The organism is Pseudochrobactrum asaccharolyticum, from assembly GCF_003314995.1.
In the GTDB taxonomy this organism is placed as follows: Bacteria; Pseudomonadota; Alphaproteobacteria; order Rhizobiales; family Rhizobiaceae; genus Pseudochrobactrum; species Pseudochrobactrum asaccharolyticum.
Genome location: NZ_QNRH01000002.1, coordinates 462,334 through 484,019, shown reverse-complemented (window position 1 = coordinate 484,019; position 21,686 = coordinate 462,334). Strand labels below are relative to the sequence as shown.

The following is a 21,686-nucleotide window of genomic DNA, read 5'->3' as shown; positions in this document are numbered from 1 at the left end:
AACAGAAAACAGAAGGGCTTCGCATTACGCGAAGCCCTTTTTTATTTAAAGATGATTGCCGGTTTTCACAGCGCAGGTGGCTAAGAAAGTCGGCAGATAGGGATCAATCACAAAGCGCGGCGCAGGCTGATAATCCTCCTGAAAACCGGCAATAACAAATCCGGCTTTGAGCTGTCCGCCGATCTGATCAGACAGGCTGTGCCCGAAGACAAAAGCCTCCTGATTTTGTTGTTTTACCACGAGTTGCTCGGCGTTCAGATGCTCCTGCTCTGCAAAAGGCATGCGATAAAGCGGGCGGATAATACCTTGCTTGGCATCTTCCGGATTTCTGTCGCCGACAAAAACGACCGGATTGTAAAAGCTGGAGAGTAACCGTCCGCCGTGTTTCAATACCCTGTAGCATTCACGCCATACCGGCTGAATATCCGGTATATAGAGGTTGGAGATCGGGTGAAAAATGACGTCGAACGTCTCGTCATCAAAGCACGACAGATCGCGCATATCACCCTGAATAGCGGTGAGTGGCAGGTTCTCCCGCTCTGCAACCATGCGATCCTGATCGAGCTGGCCTTCAGAAATATCGAAGACCGTAACCTCTGCACCTGCCGCCGCCAGAAGCGGTGCCTGCTGGCCGCCGGCAGATGCAAGACACAGGATTTTACGATTGCGCACATCGCCCAGCCATGAAGCCGGAATTGTCCCGGGCGTCAGTTTAACTTCCCACTGACCGGCGCGGGCGGCTGCAACCTGTTCAGAAGAGACAGGTTGTGACCATTCGCAATTGGCGCGGGCCTGCTTGTCCCATGCTTCACGGTTGTGATTGATGATATCGGAATGTGGTTTGGTATTTTGCATGATGAACCTCTGGAAATTTCCGTGGTCACCGCAAGAAAGATCTGAGGGCGCGGAAGCCGTGTGCATATATCCTTGATATACGCGAAAGTGGTACTGTCCATGTAATGCCGTCATTCATCCTCCTCGCAGGCGAAGATAAGATAAATAAATTGAAACGGGCATTACTGGTTCATTACACAACACTCCTCTGTGTCCTTAGAAAATAGAAGAAATAGCCTTGTCGTCAATCAACAAGGTTGTGATGAAGGGGTAAAAGGTTTCAACTGTTTGTTGATCATATCTGAAGAATGAAATTGCTCTGCACTAGTTATGGTACAGTTGTAAATTTTAGTTGCTGTCGATTTCCTGTAAAAAACTCTCCAGCATGTTTTTGCTTTTGGTCAGTTTGTCTGCCTTTTGGTTGACCAGATGAATCTGTTCATGCAGGGTCTTGCGCAGTTCATCGCAAGGTTCAAAAACAGGCCTCTCTCCTCTTATACACGGGAGAAATTGTCTAATAGTCGACAGTGTCATGCCCGCAGAGCCAAGCAGTTTGATCCGCTCTACAGTTCGGACTGCATGACTATCATAATCCCGATAACCACTGGTTGAACGCTGAGGTGTCAGCAGTCCCTCAGTTTCATAATATCGCAGCATACGAATTGTGACATTGGTGCGTTTTGAGAGTTCTCCGATTTTCATTTTAATGCCCTTGACTCTGACAGTGCTGTCAGGCTGTACAGCATTTGCTCTTTCATGTGAAATCATTCAGGAGCAAAACAGTGTCTTTAGAAACTGAAAAATTTCAGGCTCAAATTAATGGCCTTGCAGCAACAACAGAACAGCTGGTTCCATTGGCTTTTTCAGGATTCGCTCATTTTACTGCTATGCAAGTGCGCAACCGCAAAGTGAAAGGGCTCGATCTTCATCTGGCGCGATTGCAAAGTGCATCAATTGCTTTTTTTGGCAGAGCATTACCGGACGAATTACTAAAGTCTTATATCAAGACTGCAGTCAATACGGGGCCGGAGGATCAGTCACTCATGGTGACGATATTCTCCCGCCAAGGTGAGTTTACAGCACAAAGTATGGATGCGGAACCTGCTGTACTCGTGCGCACAGCGCCACCATCGGATGGCCCGAAAGGATCTTTGCGATTAAAGACAGTGTCGCACGAAAGATCGCTCGCAACTATAAAGCACGTGGGGGAGGCCGGAAAAACTTTCTATTTACATGAGGCTATAAGGCAAGGGTTTGATGATGCAGTTTTTGTCGACAGGCAGGGGCGCTTGAGCGAGGCTACAATCTGGAATCTTGTCTTTTGGGATGGTGAAACGGTGATCTGGCCAAAGGCTGAGATGTTGACGGGAACAATGATGGGGATTGTTCAGCGACAATTGAAGCGCTTGGGGATTCCGCAGCGTAGTGAAGAAATAACGCTTGAGCGGATTTCCGGGATAAAAGGAGCGGCGGTTATGAACTCGTGGACACCAGGTATACCGGTAAAAGCTATTGCATCGAGCCTTATTCCCGAGGCAAAACTATTTGTAGAATGGCTTCATAAAGCTTTTGAAGCTGAACCGGCTTCTTCGCTTTAATATTGAAAAGGCCCCGAAGGGCCTTTTCATTCAATGTTCTTTATTCAGGCACGTGACGTACCGCACCTTTGGCGGCGCTGGTGGCCATGGCTGCATAGGCACGCAGTGCGGTTGTGACTTTGCGCTTGCGCACTTCTGTCGGTTTCCACGCGGCGATACCTTTGGCTTCCATCTCTGCACTGCGTTTTACTAGCACAGCATCATCAACAGCCAGATGGATTTTGCGGTTCGGAATGTCGATCTCAATCAGATCGCCTTCTTCAACCAGACCGATCAGGCCGCCTTCAGCAGCTTCCGGTGAAACGTGACCGATGGAGAGACCGGAGGAGCCGCCGGAGAAGCGACCATCGGTGATCAGCGCACAGGCTTTGCCGAGGCCTTTCGACTTAAGATAGCTGGTCGGATAGAGCATTTCCTGCATGCCAGGGCCACCGCGCGGGCCCTCATAGCGGATCAGCACGATATCGCCTTCTTTGATCTTGCCGTTGAGAATACCGAGTACCGCACTGTCCTGACTTTCAAAAATACGAGCAGGGCCGGAGAAGGTCAGGATGCTGTCATCCACACCGGCAGTTTTAACGATACAGCCGTCTTCCGCCAGATTGCCGTAAAGCACGGCCAGACCACCGTCCTGAGAGAAAGCATGTTCTTTGGTACGGATAACGCCGGTTTCACGGTCACTGTCGGTGCTGTCAAAATAACGGTTCTGACTGAACGCAACCTGTGTCGGAACACCACCCGGTGCGGCACGGAAAAACTCATCCACGCTCGCATCCGATGTGCGTTTGATATCCCATTTTTCCAACGCGTTTTTCAATGTGCCGGAATGCACTGAGCCGACATCGGTGTTGAGCAGACCTGCACGGTCAAGCTCACCGAGAATACCCATGATACCGCCGGCGCGATGCACATCTTCCATATGAACATTCGGCACAGCAGGGGCAACCTTACACAGAACCGGCACTTTGCGGGACAGGCGATCAATATCGGACATGGTGAAATCCATTTCCGCTTCATGCGCTGCCGCCAGCAAATGCAGAACTGTATTGGTGGAGCCGCCCATGGCGATATCCAGTGTCATGGCATTTTCAAAAGCTGCAAAGCTGGCAACTGCACGTGGCAGCACGCTTTCGTCATTGCCTTCGTAATAGCGCTTGCAGAGATCGACAACCAGGCGGCCGGCTTCAAGGAACAGTTCCTTACGTGCCGCATGGGTTGCCAGTGTCGAGCCGTTGCCCGGCAAAGACAGGCCAAGCGCTTCGGTCAGACAGTTCATCGAGTTGGCGGTGAACATACCGGAGCAGGAACCGCAGGTCGGGCAGGCCGAACGCTCAATCGCGTCCACTTCTTCGTCTGTGTATTTGTCATCGGCGGCTGCAACCATGGCATCAACCAGATCGAGCTTTTTCTCTTTGTCGCCCCAGACAACTTTACCGGCTTCCATCGGGCCGCCGGAAACAAACACAACGGGAATATTGAGGCGCAGTGCGGCCATCAGCATACCTGGTGTGATCTTGTCACAGTTGGAAATACACACCATCGCATCGGCGCAATGGGCATTGACCATATACTCCACCGAGTCGGCGATGATTTCACGCGATGGCAGCGAATAGAGCATGCCGTCGTGACCCATGGCGATACCGTCATCCACCGCAATGGTGTTGAATTCCTTGGCAACGCCGCCTGCTTTTTCGATCTCACGGGCAACCATCTGACCGAGGTCTTTCAGATGCACGTGACCCGGCACAAACTGGGTAAAGGAATTGACCACGGCGATAATCGGTTTGCCGAAATCACCGTCTTTCATGCCTGTGGCGCGCCAAAGGCCGCGCGCACCCGCCATATTGCGGCCGTGGGTGGAAGTTCTTGAGCGATAGGCTGGCATGATCTTATTCCCTTTTGCATTACAGCGCTGCGAAACCTCTGTTTGCAGAAGTTGCAGAAATGCAGTGTTATCTTTTCAGATATGTCTTACAGTACCCGTGCGTACGGTGCAAAGTGCAAATTGCCTCACATGCGAAAATTCTTCGTATGTGAAGGCTTAAAACAAAAAAAGCATTTCCAGCAAAAGTGGGAACCGGTTTGCGTAAGGATAATGCGTGAAAACAAAAAGCATTGCCTGCTTTGGTGCGGGCAATGCTTTATCATTGAGTATGCCGGCGTTTGGCCGCAGAACTCAGAATGCTTTGAAAGTCAGTGTCGTCAGCGAACGGACAATATGCGGGATATCCAGCACATTATCATTGATGAATTTGCCGATATCATCACCTTCCTGAATATAGATCTTTGCAAGCAGATCAAATTCACCGCTGGTGGAATAAAGCTCGGAAGCGATTTCACGCTCATACATTGCTTTGGCAACATCATAGGTTTTGCCGGGGCTGCACTGAATTTGCAGAAATACTGGTTTCATCTCACATCTTTCCTGTAAGAGAACGGGTCATATAAATTTATAACAGACAAATGAGATTGCCGTTTGACGGCACAATTAGCAGTCTCCGGCGCTTTGCGCAATTAAATGACCGATGAATACCGGAGATAATATGACTTTTAAAAAGGGCAGGCAGCATACCGGATGATATGCTGCCTGCTTTGTCATGAAGCCAATATGCGATGCAATTTATTCGGCAGTCTGTTCCTTGGCGACGCAATTCTGCAGAACGGTCATTTCCTTGGCACTGTCATCGGCTTCCAGAAATGTCAGCGTGCCTTCATTGCCTTTGGTGTGCCAGCGATAGCTGTCCTGCTCATCAATCGCCACATAAAGTGCACCGGAACCGCTGGTTGAAATCCGCATCGGTACCAGCTTGCCTTCGGTCGAAAGCACAGCAGCGGAATCATCGTTCTTCAGGCCATTAATATAAACAACATCCAGATCGACATTGCGCTGGCAGAGATAGGATACTTTGGTCAGCGGTTGTTCAGCACTGTCCTGCGCATTGGCACCGCCTGCAAAAGCGGCCAAAACAAAACCAGCAGCAAGAGTGGAGAGAGCTGTTTTCAACATCAGTTTATCCTTTTGTTTATATCCTGTAGAAGGCGTGCGATGCGTGCTGACTGACCGGCGCCGGATTTGTCCGGAAAGTGACATTCAGACAGTATGTTAGCGCGTCTTATAAAAACCATATCAGGCATAAATAAGATAGTTTATAGCAATCGTCAGACTATCGGTAATGGGCGTTCACAAAAGGATATGTCCCGCGTGATGAAAAACATTTCTACATTTCGTCATCTGGTAAAGGTGCCTGTGCGGCGCATCGGATTGCTTGCTGTTCTGGTGCTTTCCGGCTGTGCCGGTGTGAATTATGTTCAAGCCAAATATCAGGGGCTGCCATCTGTTGAGTTTGTCGGCACCAGCGGCACCAATTACCGGATTGTTGATAATCAGAAAGAAAGCCGGTTGCTGATCGGTCCCGGCCTTGCAGGCAGTGCGACACAGAATTTTGTTAAAGGCTTCTCCACCGGCTCGGGGCTTGGCGTAACGCCGCCGGTGGTTTTCCGTGATGTAGCGGAAGAATATCTGAAGTCTACGGGTAAGCGCTGCGAAACCCGCGATGTAACGCTGGTGGTCGATCCTTATTATGAGGTGCGTTATAAATGCAGCCTGCGTAGTCCTCGAATGGCGTTTTAGGCGGTTATAAAAACGGCCTCTTCATAGTTGCCTTTGGCAAAGACGAATTTATATTTTACAATAGTCGTGCATGAGGAAGATTATTTCCGTCAGGACGGTGTATTGAGGTTCTTGTAGCATCCTTATCCGTTCCGGCTCTGTTAGTTTGTTGATGAACATGAAACGGAGGCCATAATGATACAGATGCGAAATAGCTTTTCTGCCTTTGCTGCGCTGGTGGTTGTATCAGCGGTTTCCATATCCGTGCAGGGGTCTGTGCAGGCACAAGCTGCACAGACATTGCTGAATGTTTCCTACGATCCGACACGGGAATTATTCAAAGATTATAATGATGCTTTCGCCAAACACTGGAAGGCTGAAACCGGTGAGGATGTCACTCTACGTGCATCCCATGGCGGTTCCGGTGCGCAGGCGCGTTCTGTCATTGACGGTATTCCTGCGGATGTTGTCACGCTGGCATTGCAGAGCGATATTGATGCCATTGTTGAAAAGACCGGCAAGATCAATGCAGACTGGCGGCAGAAGTTTCCGAATAATTCCGCGCCTTATACATCTACGATTGTCTTCCTTACCAGGAAAGGCAATCCGAAAGGCATCCAGAACTGGGGCGACCTGATTAAAGACGGGGTAGAGGTGATTACACCGAACCCGAAAACGTCCGGTGGTGCGCGCTGGAATTATCTGGCTGCGTGGGGCTGGGCTTATAATGAATTTGGCGGCGATGAGGCCAAAGTCAAAAACTATATGACAGAGCTCTTCACCCATGTGCCGGTGCTGGATACCGGCGCACGCGGGGCAACCACCAGCTTTGTACAGCGCCAGTTGGGTGATGTGCTGCTGGCATGGGAGAATGAAGCCTATCTGTCGGTTGCGGAATTCGGTCCGGATGCCTTTGATATTGTTGTGCCGCCGCAGTCCATTCTGGCAGAACCGCCGGTAGCTGTGGTGGACAAGAATGTGGATGCCAAAGGCACGCGCAAACTGGCGGAAGCCTATCTGACCTATCTCTATTCCGAAGAGGGGCAGAAGATTGCTGCCAAGCATTTTTATCGCCCGTCCAAGCCGGAACTGGTATCAGAGGCTGATCGCAGCTGGCTGAAAGAAGTGAAACTGCTTACCATTGATGATCCGCTCTTTGGCGGATGGGCAAAAGCACAGCCTGCCCATTTCGGCGATGGCGGTACATTCGATCAGATCTATAAACCGTCGAAATAATCCTGTTTTTCATGGTAGCGCCAATGACAAAACCATCCGCAGGACAAAATAATCAGCAAGCCAAACCTCTGCCGGTTAAAATCCGGCAGAACAAGCCGTCATTTTTTGCGGCATGGCGCAAGCCGACTATTCTTCCGGGCTTCGGGCTGACACTGGGTTTCAGCGTGGCCTATCTGTCGCTGCTGATCCTGATTCCGCTGATGGTGCTGATGTTGTATGCGGTAGGGGTAGGGCCTGCACGCTTCTGGCAGCTGGCGACCGATCCGCGACTGGTCAGCGCCTTACAGGTCAGCTTCTTCAGCGCGATTTTGGCGGCTTTGATCAATGTGGTCTTTGGCGGCATTGTTGCATGGGTGCTGGTGCGTTACCGCTTTCCGGGCAGGCGTCTGGTTGATGCGATGGTAGATTTGCCATTTGCATTGCCGACTGCCGTTGCCGGTATTGCGCTGACGGCGCTTTATGCACCGAAAGGCTGGATCGGGTCGTGGCTGATGCCGCTGGATATTCGTATTGCTTTCACGCAGGCCGGTATCGTTGTGGCGCTGGTCTTTATCGGACTGCCTTTTGTGGTACGCACCATTCAGCCGGTGATTGAAGAAATCAGCCGTGAACAGGAAGAGGCGGCGGCAACGCTGGGAGCTAGCCGCTTTCAGACGGTATTTCGTGTGCTGTTACCGGGCTTGCAACCGGCTATCCTGACCGGTTTTTCACTGGCCTTTGCCCGTGCGGTCGGGGAATATGGCTCGGTGATTTTTATCGCCGGTAACCGGCCCTATTCGACAGAAATCGCACCATTGCTGATTTTCATCAAGCTGGAAGAATTTGATTATTCCGCTGCCACAGTGCTGGCCACAGTGATGATGCTGATTTCCTTTGTGATGTTGCTGATTGTCAATCTCATCCAGACACGAACACGCAGGAGATATGGCTATGGCAGCTAGTGCCGGTAAATTATTCTCCCGCCGTCTGAAAGGTGCCGCGACGGGGCAGAGCCAGTCAGCTGTCACCGAGACACCGGCTGTGCGTTGGTTGCTGACCGCAACCGGCCTGTTATTTATGATCTTATTTATCGTGCTGCCGCTGATTGTAATTTTTACGCAAGCTTTCAGCAAAGGCACGGATGCCTATTGGGCTGCACTCAGCGATCCTGATGCGCTTTCGGCCATTCGACTGACCTTGCTGGTGGCTGCAATTGCGGTGCCTTTGAATATGGTGTTCGGTATTGCCGCCTCATGGGCGATTGCCAAATTCGAGTTTCGCGGCAAGACCTTTCTCATCACGCTGATTGATCTGCCGTTCTCGGTATCACCGGTGATTTCGGGATTGGTGTTTGTATTGCTGTTCGGTGGCAACAGTCTGCTCGGGCCATGGCTGCAATCCTATAATATCCAGATATTATTCGCCGTGCCCGGCATTGTGCTGGCGACGATCTTTGTGACTTTTCCATTTGTTGCCCGCGAGCTGATCCCGCTGATGCAGGAGCAGGGCACCGGCGATGAAGAAGCCGCATTGTCATTGGGTGCCAGCGGCTGGAAAACCTTTCTCTATGTGACATTGCCCAATATCCGCTGGGGGCTGCTCTATGGTGTGCTGCTGTGTAATGCGCGCGCTATGGGAGAATTCGGTGCGGTTGCCGTTGTCTCTGGCCGTATTCGCGGTCTGACTACGACAATGCCGCTGCATGTGGAGATGATGTATAGCGAGAATATCGTAGCGGCCTTTGCGGTGGCATCACTGCTGGCCGGACTGGCACTAATTACACTTGTTTTGAAAACTGTACTGGAAATGCGCTTTGCGCATGACGGGGTCTGATATGTAATGCGCGAAACGTATTACAGAACTTAATTTGCATTGCACTGGCATGAGGGTGCCTGAAAGGATTGAGAATGGAAGTACGCGTTGTTGAGGTGCGCAAGGAGTTTGAGCAGTTTCCGGCGCTGCACAACGTTTCGCTTGATATTCATTCGGGCGAGCTGATTGCTTTGCTCGGGCCTTCCGGCTCGGGTAAGACCACATTATTGCGACTGATCGCAGGGCTGGAAAGTCCGACAGAGGGTACCGTCTATTTCGGTGATGAGGATGCCTCGCATAAAACCGTGCAGGAACGCAATGTTGGTTTTGTATTCCAGCATTATGCTTTGTTTCGTCATATGACTCTGGCGCAGAATGTCGGTTTCGGGCTGAAAGTGCGCCCGCGAACAACGCGCCCGTCCAAAACGGATATTCATAAGCGTGCGGTTGATCTGCTTAATCTGGTGCAGTTGCAAGGGCTGGAAAACCGCTATCCGGCACAGCTCTCCGGCGGCCAGCGTCAGCGTGTGGCTTTGGCACGTGCTATGGCGATTGAGCCGAATGTGCTGCTGCTGGACGAGCCTTTTGGTGCGCTGGATGCTCAGGTGCGTAAAGAGCTGCGCAAATGGTTGCGTGAGATCCACGATAGCACCGGTCATACGACAGTCTTCGTAACGCATGATCAGGATGAGGCCTTGGAACTGGCTGACCGTGTGGTGGTGATGAGCCAGGGGCGCATCGAGCAGGTGGGGACACCGGACGCAATTTATGACAATCCGAACTCGGCTTTTGTCTATGGCTTTATCGGGGAATCCAGCCGCTTGAATGTGCGCGTTGAACAAGGCGCAGTGTGGCTTGCTGATCGTGCGCTGGGATTGAAAACCGATCAGGCGGATGGCGATGCCATTTTGTATTTCCGGCCACATGACGTGGAGCTGGTTGACGGATGCGGCGGCTGTATTGCCGGTGTCGTCACGGCCACGCGTCGTGTGGGAGCCAAGCGTCGCGTCGAGCTGGAAGTCGGCGGCAATCGTGAAATTGTCGAGATTGAAATTCCCGCAGAGAACGAGGCAGTCACCGGCAACCGTCTGGCCTTCCGGCCAAAATACTGGCGTGTTTTTGCATCTGAAAGCTGAAAATCAGTTCAGAAAATGATTCTGTTGAGCGCCGGATGTGAGCCTGAATTTGAGGCCGGATATCCGGTGTTTTACTTTATTATGGGGCAGGACTTTCAAAATAATTTAATCCGTTTAAAGTGCGGTCAGGCAACTTTTTTCACCCTCTGACATTATATCAAAGCGTGCTGCACCCGCTTTGCTCGGGCTCGCGCAATTCCTGAGTGCAAATTGCAGAGGGTAGTCCGTTGATTTTTATAACGTAAAGTTAAAATCAGCCATGATTTGTGCTTTGCGATTTCACCAAATTCGATCATGGCATGAGCTGCGGACGTAATTTGGTCATAACTGTTTAACACCAACGATTATACGTGAATCCTCATGCAATTCACGCGATCTGAAGCATGTGTTTGCGGGCTTGAACAATCTGACTGTCCGTAGCGGAACTTAAATCTTATAAAAGGCTGTAAAAGGCATATGCCGGCTTTGTCTTTCTCTCTTTCGTCGTTGTTTTCCCGCCCTGCTGCTGACCGTCTTTTGCCGGTGCTGCCTTTGCCAATCAGGGGGCATTATAAAACACCTGAAGAATTACAGCTGCTCGCTGCGGCGCTGGCTCGCAATGAAGCCGTGCGCCTGCCTGATTATGAGGTTTTTGATTTTAACAAACGACTGGCAGAAAATGCCGGGCTGATCCTGCATGCTTATCGCTCCTCCGATGCAGCGTCACGCAATGGCGAGACCATCACCCCCGCTGCTCAGTGGCTGCTCGACAATTATTACGTTGTCGATAAAAGCATGCAGCAGACACGCCGCGATTTGCCTGACAAATTTTTGCGCCAGCTGCCGCTGGCTGCCAATATTCATCCGGATGGTGCCACAGCCCAAAACGCCGCTAAGGAAGAGAAGGCACAAAGTCTGCCACGGGTTTTCGCACTGGCATGGCTCTATGTTGCGCATAGCGACAGCAATTTCTCACTGAAAAGCCTGAAAGCACTGATCGACGGTTTCCAGAGTGTGGAGCCGCTGCGTATCGGTGAATTATGGGCGCTGCCGTCAGTTATCCGCTTCATGCTGGTGGAGAATGCCCGCCGTTTGGCGCTGCGTGTTGAGCGCGCCCGTGCGATGCGCAACTTCGCCAATCGTGTGGCTGATAAGATTGTCGTGACCTCTTCACCGGAAGAGCTGCAGTCCATTCTGACAGAATATAGCGAACCGGCACGGGACGGCACTTTCGCCACCCATCTGCTCTATCGTTTGCGCAGCTCTTCAACCGCGACAGGCCCTGCTATCGAGTGGCTCGAAGCGCAGCTTGAAGCAAGCGGCCACGATGTTGAAGAGGTCATCGTTGAGGAACATGCCCGCCAGTCCACCGGTGGCATGACTATGGGTAATATTATCCGCTCGCTCAAAACCATTGATGATGTGGACTGGACCTCATGGGTTGAAACCGTCAGCATTATGGATGCGATCCTGCGCGAGAACAGCGATTTCGAAGATCTCGATTTCGCCTCGCGTAACAGCTATCGCGTGACCATTGAAAAGATCGCCCGCAATTCCCTGATGACGGAAATTGAGGTGACCAATACGGCACTGAAGCTTGCCCGTGAAAAATCCGTGCGTGAGCATAAAATCACCGAGCGTGAGCAGAGCGGTGCCATTGCCTATTATCTGAGCGGTAACGCCCGCACGGAACTGGAACAGGTTTGCGGTTATAAACCGCCGTTGTCGACCCGTCTGCTGCGCTGGTATCGCGGTCTTGGATTGCTGGGCATTGCCGTACCGGTCTGGGCAATGACCATTGGTCTGCTGGCACTGATCTATATCTGCATGGGGCGTATCGGCTTTAATGAGAGCGAACAGCTGCTCTTCACCATTCTCGCGCTTTTCCCTGCTTATGAAGCATCGCTTGGCCTGTTCAACTCGCTGGTGCCGTGGTTCGTGCAGCCGAACCGTCTGGTCGGTTATGAATATCGCGATGGTCTGCCTGCTGATGCACGCACACTGGTGGCGGTTCCGACACTGATCAATTCACGCGACAGCGTGGATGAACATATCCGTAATCTCGAAGTGCATTATCTGACCAATCCGCGGGGCGAGGTCTATTTTGCGATTGTCAGTGACTGGACAGACAGCAATGTTGAAGTCACGCCTGCCGATATGGAAGTGCTGGACTATGCCCGCGAGGAAGTAGCCCGGCTCAATGCGCATTATGCGGGTGAAGGCGCAGCGCGTTTCTTCTTCCTGCATCGTCGCCGTCTTTACAATCCGTCACAGGGAAGCTGGATGGGCTGGGAGCGCAAGCGCGGTAAGCTGCATGAGCTGAACCTGCTGCTGCGCGGCGATCATGATACCAGTTTTTTCCCGACGGATGTGCCGCTGCCGCGCGATATCCGCTATGTGATGACACTGGATTCTGACACCCGTCTGACACCGCAATCGGTGACCAATCTGGTCGGTAAGCTGTCGCATCCGCTCAATCATCCGGTCTTTGATGAGAAAACCGGTCGTATTACCAGCGGTTACGGTATTTTGCAGCCGCGCGTGACCCCATCGCTGACCACCGGCGATGACGCATCATTCCTGCAGCGCGTCTTCTCCGCCAATCGCGGTATTGATCCTTACGTCTTTGCGGTTTCCGATGTTTATCAGGACTTGCTGGGTGAAGGTACTTTCACCGGTAAAGGTCTCTATGATGTGGATGCCTTTGAACGGGTGATGCAGGGCAAGATTGAGGAAAATACAGTTCTCAGCCACGATCTGCTCGAAGGCGGCTATGCCCGTTGTGCGCTTGCCAGCGATGTCGAGGTCGTGGAAGATTACCCGACCGGCTATAATGTCGATATTTCCCGTCATCACCGCTGGGCGCGTGGTGACTGGCAGTTGCTGCCATTCCTGTTTTCAACCGGCAAAGGTGTCAGCAATGTCACCCGCTGGAAAATGGCCGATAACCTGCGCCGTTCGCTCAACCCGATTATGTGGGTGATTGCATCTTTTGCCGGCTGGTGTTTGCTACCGTTCGGAGTTGCCACCATCTGGCAGCTGTTCCTGATTTTGGCGATGTTCGTGCCGATGATTTTCGGTATCGTCACCAATCTTATTCCGGTGAATATGGACTATTCGCTGAAAGGCCATGCCCAGTCGGTTCTTACCGATGTGACGCTGGCTTTTGCGGATATGGCGCTGCGTTTGAGTTTCATTGCTCATAGCGCGACGCTGATGGGCGATGCGATTGTCCGCACCTTCTACCGTCTGTTTGTCTCGCGCCGCTATCTTCTGGCATGGCGTGCAGCCGCGCAGATGAAATCTTCTGATACGCTGGATTTCTATGTGCGCCTGATGTGGCCGTCGCTGCTTATCGGCGCATTGGCTTTCTTGGCGCCGGTATTGTTTGGCAGCAAAGCGGTGCTGATTGCTGTGCCTTTTGCCGTGATCTGGATTGCCTCGCCGTGGATTGCATGGGCAGTGAGCCGCTCGGCCAAACCGCAAGATACGCTGGAAGTCCGCTCCAGCGATAAAGGCGATCTGCGCCGCTATGCCCGCCGTACATGGCGCTATTTCGAAGCCTTTACCAATGAGGAAGGCAACCATCTGCCGCCGGACAACTATCAGGAAGATCCGGTGGGTATTGTGGCGATGCGTACATCCCCGACCAATATCGGTGTCTATTTCCTCTCCATCATTTCTGCCCGTGATTTCGGCTGGATCAGCTTCAACGATACGCTGACCCGTATCGGCCTGACGCTGGATACGATGGAGAAGATGGAGAAATTCCGCGGCCATCTTTATAATTGGTATGAGACTGATACGCTGAAACCATTGCAGCCGCTTTATGTATCGGCGGTGGATAGCGGCAATCTGGCCGGTCATCTGGTTACACTGTCTTCGGCTTTGGAAGAATGGGCGCAGGCACCATCCGTCTATTTGCAGGGCGATTTTGAAGGCATTCTCGACGTTAACGACATTCTGGAAGAGGCAATTGCTGCCATTCCGGATGATCGCCGTATTCTGCGACCACTGCGTCGCCGCTTGGAAGAACGGATTGCCAATTTCCGCCGTGCCGTGCGCTCTTTCCGCGAAGAACCGGAGACAGCATCCTTCCGCACTATCAATATTTCGCTCTTCGCCAAGGATATTGAAAAGCTGGCGCTGGAACTGGATGGCGAGCTGGAAACCACTCAGTCGCAGGAAGCGCTGGAATGGGCGCGTACACTGGTCGAAACCTGTAAAGCCCATACGGATGATGCGATCGGCGAGCATAATGCTGAGGAACTGCGTCTGCAGTTGCAGAGCCTTGCCAGCCGCGCCCGCCAGCTGGCCTTCGATATGGAATTCGGTTTCCTTGAGCGCAAAGAACGCCGTTTGCTGTCGATCGGTTTCCGCGTTCAGGAAAACGAACTGGATGAGAGCTGCTACGATCTTCTGGCTTCGGAAGCCCGTCTTGCCAGCCTGTTTGCCATTGCCAAGGGCGATGTGCCGGTAGAACATTGGTTCAAACTTGGCCGTCTGCTGGTGCCGGTTGGCTGGAAAGGCGCTCTGCTGTCCTGGTCAGGCTCGATGTTTGAATATCTGATGCCGCCATTGGTGATGAACGAACCGCTTGGCTCGCTTCTCGATCAGACCAACAAGCTGGTTGTGCAGCGTCAGATCGAATATGCGACCTCGCGCGGCTTGCCTTGGGGCATATCGGAAGCGGCCTATAATGCCCGCGATCCGCAGATGAATTATCAATATTCCAATTTCGGTGTGCCGAAACTGGGTCTGCAGCGCGGTCTGTCACGCAATGCAGTGATCGCGCCTTATGCGAGCCTTTTGGCTTCGCAATATCGTCCGGCTGATGCGGTTTCTAACCTGAAGACCTTGCAGAAGCTTGGCGCTTTGGGACGCTACGGCTTCCACGATGCCGTGGATTTCACCCCGTCTCGTGTGCGCGAAGGTGAAAAATGCGCTGTGGTGAAAAACTATTATGCGCATCACCATGGCATGTCGATTATCGCGGTCAATAATGTGATTTTTGACGGTCGTATGCGCAGCCGTTTCCACTCTGATCCGGTGATTGAAGCGGCTGAACTGCTGTTGCAGGAAAAAGCACCGCGTGAAATTCCGATGGTTTATGCCAAGACGGAAAATCCGATGCGCGTGGACAGTGGTGCCTTTGATGAAGCGCCGATGCGCATTATCGAAGAGCCGCTGAAGGCACCGCGCAGTGTGCATCTGATGTCCAATGGCCAGTATTCGCTGATGCTGACGGCTGCCGGTAATGGTTACAGCCGCTGGCATGATCTGGCGATTACCCGCTTCCAGCCGGATGCATCGGAAGGGATGCAGGGCAGCTTCCTGTTCCTGCGTGATGTCGAGAGCGGGCGCTGGTGGTCGGCAACCGGTGAGCCGTCGCGTCATCTGGAAACAGAGACAAAGACGGTGTTCACGGAAGATAAGGCTGAGTTCTACAAAACTTCCGGCGATATCAAAACTGTGGTGGAAACCATTGTCACCACCGATGCCGATGGCGAAGGACGCCGGATTGATATTATCAATACCAGCACGCGCGACCGTGTAATCGAGGTCACATCCTATGCGGAACTGGTGCTGAATAATCCGGATACGGATGATGCACATCCGGCTTTCGCCAAGATGTTTGTTGAAACGGAAATCGCACCGGACGGCACCACGATTTATGCCAAGCGGCGCAAACGCGCACCGTCAGACACGGAAGTGCATGTGGCGCATTTCGTGACCGATTTGTCGGGTGCAGTGCGTGAGACGGAAGCGGAAACCGACCGCCGCGTCTTTATCGGCCGTGGCCGTACTTTGCGTAATCCGGCAGCTTTCGATCCGGAGATGAAGTTTACCGGCAGTCAGGGCACAGTGCTTGATCCGGTTGCCTCGTTGCGTACCCGTGTCCGTGTTCCGGCGCATAAAAAAGTGTCGCTGGTATTCTGGACACTGGCAGGCGGTTCGCGCTCTTATCTGGAAGAAAAAGCGGCAGTTCTGCGTTACCCTGAGGCTTTCGCGCGCGAATACACGCTGTCATGGACACGTTCGCAGGTGCGTTTGCATCACGTCGGCATCAAACCGGCTGAGGCGACAGATTACCAGAAAACCGCTGCCTATCTGATCTATCCGGATCGAGCTTTGCGCCAGCCGTCAGAAGTGATTGCTGCTGGTCTTGGTGCGCAGTCTGATCTCTGGCCATTGTCGATTTCCGGCGATGATCCGATTTTCGTGCTGCGGATTGACAATGAAGCCGATCTTGAAGTGCTGCGTGGTGTGCTGAAAGCGCAGGAATACTGGCGTGAAAAAGGTCTCACCGTTGATGTGGTTGTGGTCAATGAGCGGGCGTTCTCCTATGCGCAGGATACCCAGCGTGCCGTTGAATGGCTGACGGAAAGCTTCCGTGTCCGTTCGCAGCATCAGGGACAAAAACAGCATATCTTCACTGTACGTCGTGATCAGATGAGCGAGGCGTCCTATAATACGCTGCTGGCCGCTGCACGCATTGTAATGCATGCACAAAACGGTTCTCTGGCCGAACAGCTCAAGCGTATTCAGGAAATTTCGGTTGATCTGGCAAGCCGTAAGGAAACCAAGCTTGAAAGCACAGATCCGCGCCTGAGCCGTCGTCGCGCCTTAGAAACAGATGACGAGCAGGTCGTCAAGCTTCCGGGGGTGGCACCGCGTCAGCTCAAAGCGGACAAGCAGGTTTCCGGTGACGGGCTGGAATTCTGGAACAGCTATGGCGGTTTTGATACGAGTGGCAATTATGTTGTGCGTCTCAATGGTGACCGCACAACGCCGCATCCGTGGATCAATGTGATTGCCAATGCGGAGTTCGGTTTCCATGTTTCAGCGGAAGGTTCCGCTTTCACATGGAGCGGTAACAGCCGTGATTATCAGCTGACCCCATGGTCGAATGATCCGGTTTCCAACCTTCCGGGTGAGGCGCTTTATATTGCGGATCGTGACAGCGGCAAGGTCTTCGCTCCGACGGCCAATGTCATTCGCGATGTGGAAGTAACCTATGAAGCACATCACGGTCAGGGCTTCAGCACGTTCACGTCTAAACATGGCGATGTACTCTGTGAACTGACAATGGCGGTTGATCCGGACAAACCGGTACGTCTGACACGTCTGCGTCTTGTCAATCGCGGCCAGTCAATGAAACGTCTGCGGTTGTATAATTATGCGGAATGGGTACTGGGCAATGTCCGTGCCAAAAACGCCGCTTATATTGTGCCGCGTTTTGACGAGGAATTGGGTGCGCTCTTTGTCCGCAATCCTTATCACACCGACAAAGCAGGTCAGGTCGCTTTCCTGACAGCCAATATTCTGCCGGTATCAGTGACCTCTGATCGTCAGGAGTTTATCGGTGCCACAGGTTCTGTGACAGAACCTGATTGTGTGATGCAGGGTAAATCCCTATCAGGTACGGTCGAGGCCGGACGCGATCCTTGCGCGGCTTTGAGCTATGATCTGGAACTGAGTGCAGGGCAGAGCAAAGACATTCTCTTCATTCTTGGTAACGCCAAAGATGAAGAGGCGGCACAGGGGCTGATCACCTATGGTCGTGGTCTGGATATGGATGATCTTTTGGTGCGCACTTCTGAGCAATGGCAGGATTTTACTGCGCCATTGCAGGTGAAAACGCCGGATCGCTCTTTCGACCTCATGGTCAATCGCTGGCTGCCTTATCAGAGTATGGCTTCGCGTATTCTGGCACGTGCTGCTTTCTATCAGGCCAGCGGCGCCTATGGTTTCCGCGATCAGTTGCAGGATACGCTGTCGCTGCTGATGCTTGATCCGCTTTTGGCGCGCAAGCAGTTGCTCAATGTTGCCGGTCGTCAGTTTGCGGAAGGCGATGTGCAGCATTGGTGGCTGCCGGTGACGGGGGCAGGCGTACGTACACTGATTTCCGATGATGTGGTTTGGCTGTCCTATGCGGCAACGCTCTATACCCAGGTGACCGGCGATCTGGCGGTGCTTGATGAGGAAGTTGCTTATCTGCAAGGCCGTGCGCTGGGCGAGGACGAACATGACGCTTTCTATCAGCCGGAGGTCTCGGACAAAACCGACACGGTCTATGAGCATTGCGTGAAAGGGCTGGAACTGGCCATGCAACGCACCGGCCAGCACGGTCTGCCGTTGATCCTCGGCGGCGACTGGAATGACGGTATGAACCTTGTTGGCGTTGAAGGCAAAGGCGAGAGCGTCTGGCTCGGCTGGTTCCTGAGCTATACATTGCAGCAGTTTATTCCGCTGAGCGTTACGCGTGGTGATACGAGCCGTGCGGAAGCCATGCAGAACCATCTGGATGCTCTGAACAAGGCATTGGAAGAGCATGGCTGGGACGGTGAATGGTATCGTCGCGGTTATTTCGATGACGGTGCACCGCTTGGTTCTCACCTGAGTGACGAATGTCAGATTGATGCGATTGCCCAGAGCTGGGCTGTGTTGTCCGGTGTGGCTGATCCTCAGCGTGCGACCCAAGCCATGGCTTCACTTGAAAAGCATTTGCTGGATGAAGAGGGCGGCCTGCTGCGCCTGTTCACCCCGCCATTTGACAAGACCGAACATGAGCCGGGTTATATCAAAGGCTATCCGCGCGGTGTGCGTGAGAATGGTGGGCAATATACCCATGGTGCCACATGGGCGATTATGGCTCTGACCAAACTCGGTCGTGGTGATGAGGCTTACAAGCTGTTCTCACTGATTAATCCGGTGCATCACGGTGAAAATCCTGAGACCTATCGTGTTGAGCCTTATGTGATTGCAGCGGATATTTATTCCGTTGAGCCACGTCGCGGTCAGGGCGGCTGGACATGGTATACCGGTTCTGCCGGCTGGTTCTATCGTGTAGCAACAGAAGGTATTCTCGGTTTGAGCAAGCGCGGCAATGCCCTGTTCCTCAATCCGGTATTACCGTCAGACTGGGATGGTTTCGAGCTGCATTATCGCCACGGTGAGGCACTGTATAAAATCACAGTGCGCAATAAAGCCGGTCGGGACAGTTTGAAAGTCGATGGTAAAGCGGTGAAGAAACGCGATGTCGGTATTGTCCTGGCAACGGAGGGACAGCACGAAATTGTGCTTGAGCTGAAATAAGTCAGATCAGACAGAACTTTAAATAAAGGGCGGTGAGCAATCATCGCCCTTTATTTTTGCTGAATTCTGCTTATGGTCAGCAAATCAAATAATGCTCAGGCTGAGTTTAATCTTGACTGAGCTGGTATAAGGATATCTGGCATGACCAGAACAGATATTGCGCAGCGCGTTTATAACCATACGTGGAAGCTGGATCCGATTGTCCGCAGTTTGCTGGATACGGATTTCTATAAGCTGCTGATGCTGCAAATGATCTGGGGACTTTATCCGCAGGTGAATGCCACTTTCTCACTGATCAATCGCTCTAAAACTGTGCGATTGGCGGATGAGATTGATGAAGGCGAATTGCGTGCGCAACTTGACCATGCCCGCTCTCTGCGGATGACCAAAAAAGAAATGATCTGGCTGGCCGGTAATAATTTCTATGGCCGCAAACAGATTTTCACGCCGGAGTTTTTGCAATGGCTCAGCACATTCCAGTTGCCGGAATATGAGCTGACACGGCGCGACGGACAATATGAACTGCATTTCCACGGGCCTTGGACGCATACGACAATGTGGGAAATCCCTGCACTGGCGATTATCAATGAGCTGCGTTCCCGTGCGGCAATGAAATCACTCGGGCCTTTCGCGCTGGATGTGCTGTATGCCCGCGCCAAGGCCAAAATGTGGGGCAAGGTTGATCGCCTGCGTCAATTGCCGGATTTGAAAATCTCTGATTTCGGTACCCGCCGCCGCCATTCGTTCCTTTGGCAGCGCTGGTGTGTGGAAGCGCTGAAAGAAGGTATCGGTGATGCTTTCACCGGCACCAGCAATGTGCTTCTGGCGATGGATACTGATCTGGAAGCGCTCGGCACCAATGCCCATGAATTGCCGATGGTGCTGGCGGCTATGGCCGATACGGATGAAGAACTGCGCTCGGCACCTTATCGCGTATTGCAGGACTGGAACCGTTATTATGGTGGCAATCTTTTGATCGTCCTGCCTGATGCTTTCGGCACGACAGCATTCCTGCGCGATGCACCAGACTGGGTTGCCGACTGGACAGGTTTCCGCCCTGACAGCTCGCCGCCGATTGAGGGCGGGGAGCGGATTATCGAATGGTGGAAGGCCAAAGGCAAAGACCCGCGTGAAAAGTTACTGATTTTCTCCGATGCACTGGATGTCGATACAATCGAGGAGACCTATCGCCACTTTGAAGGCCGTGTGCGGATGAGCTTCGGTTGGGGTACCAATCTCACCAATGATTTCACCGGTTGTGCACCGCAGCATGTATCCGGTCTGGATGCGATTTCGCTGGTCTGTAAGGTGATTGACGCTAATGGTCGTCCGGCGGTGAAGCTCTCGGACAATCCGTCAAAAGCCACCGGCGATCCGGAAGCGGTGAAACGCTACATTGCGTTTTTTGGTGGTGAAGATCGCGTCGCCAAAGAAGTGCGTGTATAAAAAAATGGCCTCATTACTGAGGCCATTTTTTATTTCATTTCATAATCCCATGGCGGATTGGCACCGGCGCGTGACACGGTGATCGCAGCGGCCTTCATGCCAAAGGCAACAGCTTCGGTAAGCTGTTTTTGCGAGATTGCAGACAGCGATTGCTTATCGAGCAAGCGTTGCGCCTCAAGGCTGACCAGCACACCGGCATTGACCGTATCACCGGCGCCGACGGTATCGGCCACAGTGACTTTCTCACCCTGAATGCTCACCTTACCGCAGGCAGCATAGGCATCTGCCCCTTCTGCACCTTTGGTGATGATAATGATTTTATTACCGTTGGTTTTCAGCCAGCTGCGGGCAATGGCATCCTGATCTGAGCCTTCATCAAACCAGAGCAGATCTTCATCAGACACTTTGACAATATCTGCCAGTGTGATCATGCGTTTGATCCGTGCCATATGAGCGGCTTTGTCAGGAATGAAATTCGGCCGGATGTTCGGGTCAATCATGGTCACACGATGCGGGGCTTCGCGCCGCATCAGCGTTTCATAGGTGCTGCCGCAAGGCTCCGGAATGAGGCTGATACCGCCGAACATCAGAGCGCGGACATCATCACTCAGTTCCGGTAGCTGGGTAGCATTGAGCAGACGACCGGCCGTATTTTCATCGTAGAAATTATAGCTCGCCTGACCATTCTGCAGCCGCACAAAGGCAAGTGTCGTCGGTTGATTTGAGATCGCGCAAAACTGCGTATCAACACGGGATTGTTGCAATGTGTCACGCAGTATTTGACCAAGAAAATCAGACGACAGGCCGGAGAAAAATCCGGCCTTAGCACCTAATCTGCCAATGGCAATGGCGGTGTTGAAGACTGAACCACCGGCATGAGGCACGAAGCCTGTTGCGCCGTCGCGTGTTTCACGCGGCAGCATATCAATCAGCGCTTCTCCGCAGCAGAGGATCATG

At 52.6% G+C, this 21,686-nt stretch carries 14 protein-coding genes; 8 read left to right on the top strand and 6 right to left on the bottom strand.

The features are described 5' to 3' along the window. Positions 1-45: 45 nt before the first annotated feature. Both DFR47_RS06695 and DFR47_RS06690 read right to left on the bottom strand, forming a co-directional pair. Positions 46-855, bottom strand: a complete 810-nt coding sequence (locus DFR47_RS06695; protein ID WP_113943607.1) for a class I SAM-dependent methyltransferase — start codon at positions 853-855, stop codon at positions 46-48. Positions 856-1,182: 327 nt separating this feature from the next. After that, a complete protein-coding gene (locus DFR47_RS06690) occupies positions 1,183-1,536 on the bottom strand; it encodes a MerR family transcriptional regulator (RefSeq protein ID WP_113943606.1) in 354 nt (117 codons plus the stop codon). 80 nt (positions 1,537-1,616) lie between these two features. On the opposite strand from DFR47_RS06690, the gene DFR47_RS06685 reads away from it, so the two are divergent. After that, complete coding sequence (locus tag DFR47_RS06685) at positions 1,617-2,432, top strand: aminotransferase class IV family protein (protein WP_245416472.1); 816 nt, start codon at positions 1,617-1,619, stop codon at positions 2,430-2,432. Positions 2,433-2,472: 40 nt separating this feature from the next. On the opposite strand, the gene ilvD is transcribed toward DFR47_RS06685, so the two are convergent. From ilvD to DFR47_RS06670, 3 genes are all read right to left on the bottom strand, one after another. After that, entirely contained in the window at positions 2,473-4,317 is a 1,845-nt protein-coding gene (gene ilvD / locus DFR47_RS06680; RefSeq protein ID WP_113943604.1) for a dihydroxy-acid dehydratase, read from the bottom strand. A gap of 291 nt (positions 4,318-4,608) precedes the next feature. After that, a complete protein-coding gene (locus DFR47_RS06675) occupies positions 4,609-4,845 on the bottom strand; it encodes an Lrp/AsnC ligand binding domain-containing protein (protein WP_113943603.1) in 237 nt (78 codons plus the stop codon). A 207-nt stretch (positions 4,846-5,052) separates the two neighbouring features. Beyond that, positions 5,053-5,439, bottom strand: a complete 387-nt coding sequence (locus DFR47_RS06670) for an MliC family protein (protein ID WP_113943602.1) — start codon at positions 5,437-5,439, stop codon at positions 5,053-5,055. Between the two features lie 198 nt (positions 5,440-5,637). On the opposite strand from DFR47_RS06670, the gene DFR47_RS06665 reads away from it, so the two are divergent. The 7 genes from DFR47_RS06665 (at position 5,638) to pncB (ending at position 20,729) form a co-directional block, all read left to right on the top strand. Continuing rightward, positions 5,638-6,063: a hypothetical protein gene (locus tag DFR47_RS06665; protein WP_147245508.1), complete on the top strand. Its 426-nt coding sequence runs from the start codon at positions 5,638-5,640 to the stop codon at positions 6,061-6,063. A 183-nt stretch (positions 6,064-6,246) separates the two neighbouring features. After that, entirely contained in the window at positions 6,247-7,278 is a 1,032-nt protein-coding gene (locus DFR47_RS06660) for a sulfate ABC transporter substrate-binding protein (protein ID WP_113943964.1), read from the top strand. Positions 7,279-7,301: 23 nt separating this feature from the next. Continuing rightward, complete coding sequence (gene cysT, locus DFR47_RS06655) at positions 7,302-8,219, top strand: sulfate ABC transporter permease subunit CysT (RefSeq protein ID WP_113943600.1); 918 nt, start codon at positions 7,302-7,304, stop codon at positions 8,217-8,219. Continuing rightward, on the top strand, positions 8,209-9,090 hold the full coding sequence (gene cysW, locus DFR47_RS06650) for a sulfate ABC transporter permease subunit CysW (RefSeq protein WP_113943599.1): 882 nt from the start codon (positions 8,209-8,211) through the stop codon (positions 9,088-9,090). The genes cysT and cysW overlap by 11 nt, the downstream gene beginning before the upstream one ends. Before the next feature lie 74 nt (positions 9,091-9,164). Continuing rightward, entirely contained in the window at positions 9,165-10,205 is a 1,041-nt protein-coding gene (locus tag DFR47_RS06645; protein WP_113943598.1) for a sulfate/molybdate ABC transporter ATP-binding protein, read from the top strand. A gap of 456 nt (positions 10,206-10,661) precedes the next feature. Beyond that, a complete protein-coding gene (locus tag DFR47_RS06640) occupies positions 10,662-19,283 on the top strand; it encodes a glycoside hydrolase family 94 protein (protein WP_113943597.1) in 8,622 nt (2,873 codons plus the stop codon). 141 nt (positions 19,284-19,424) lie between these two features. Further along, complete coding sequence (gene pncB, locus DFR47_RS06635; RefSeq protein WP_113943596.1) at positions 19,425-20,729, top strand: nicotinate phosphoribosyltransferase; 1,305 nt, start codon at positions 19,425-19,427, stop codon at positions 20,727-20,729. A 29-nt stretch (positions 20,730-20,758) separates the two neighbouring features. Here pncB and DFR47_RS06630 read toward each other — a convergent pair whose 3' ends face one another. Beyond that, positions 20,759-21,685, bottom strand: a complete 927-nt coding sequence (locus tag DFR47_RS06630) for a carbohydrate kinase family protein (protein ID WP_113943963.1) — start codon at positions 21,683-21,685, stop codon at positions 20,759-20,761. Position 21,686: the final 1 nt, after the last annotated feature.

Coding starts and splice junctions, on each gene's coding strand:
- cysT (WP_113943600.1), top strand. CDS start 7,302: ATGACAAAACCATCCGCAGGACAAAATAATCAGCAAGCCAAACCTCTG.
- DFR47_RS06695 (WP_113943607.1), bottom strand. CDS start 855: ATGCAAAATACCAAACCACATTCCGATATCATCAATCACAACCGTGAA.
- DFR47_RS06660 (WP_113943964.1), top strand. CDS start 6,247: ATGCGAAATAGCTTTTCTGCCTTTGCTGCGCTGGTGGTTGTATCAGCG.
- pncB (WP_113943596.1), top strand. CDS start 19,425: ATGACCAGAACAGATATTGCGCAGCGCGTTTATAACCATACGTGGAAG.
- DFR47_RS06640 (WP_113943597.1), top strand. CDS start 10,662: ATGCCGGCTTTGTCTTTCTCTCTTTCGTCGTTGTTTTCCCGCCCTGCT.
- DFR47_RS06675 (WP_113943603.1), bottom strand. CDS start 4,845: ATGAAACCAGTATTTCTGCAAATTCAGTGCAGCCCCGGCAAAACCTAT.
- DFR47_RS06665 (WP_147245508.1), top strand. CDS start 5,638: ATGAAAAACATTTCTACATTTCGTCATCTGGTAAAGGTGCCTGTGCGG.
- cysW (WP_113943599.1), top strand. CDS start 8,209: ATGGCAGCTAGTGCCGGTAAATTATTCTCCCGCCGTCTGAAAGGTGCC.
- DFR47_RS06630 (WP_113943963.1), bottom strand. CDS start 21,685: ATGATCCTCTGCTGCGGAGAAGCGCTGATTGATATGCTGCCGCGTGAA.
- DFR47_RS06670 (WP_113943602.1), bottom strand. CDS start 5,439: ATGTTGAAAACAGCTCTCTCCACTCTTGCTGCTGGTTTTGTTTTGGCC.
- DFR47_RS06690 (WP_113943606.1), bottom strand. CDS start 1,536: ATGAAAATCGGAGAACTCTCAAAACGCACCAATGTCACAATTCGTATG.
- ilvD (WP_113943604.1), bottom strand. CDS start 4,317: ATGCCAGCCTATCGCTCAAGAACTTCCACCCACGGCCGCAATATGGCG.
- DFR47_RS06645 (WP_113943598.1), top strand. CDS start 9,165: ATGGAAGTACGCGTTGTTGAGGTGCGCAAGGAGTTTGAGCAGTTTCCG.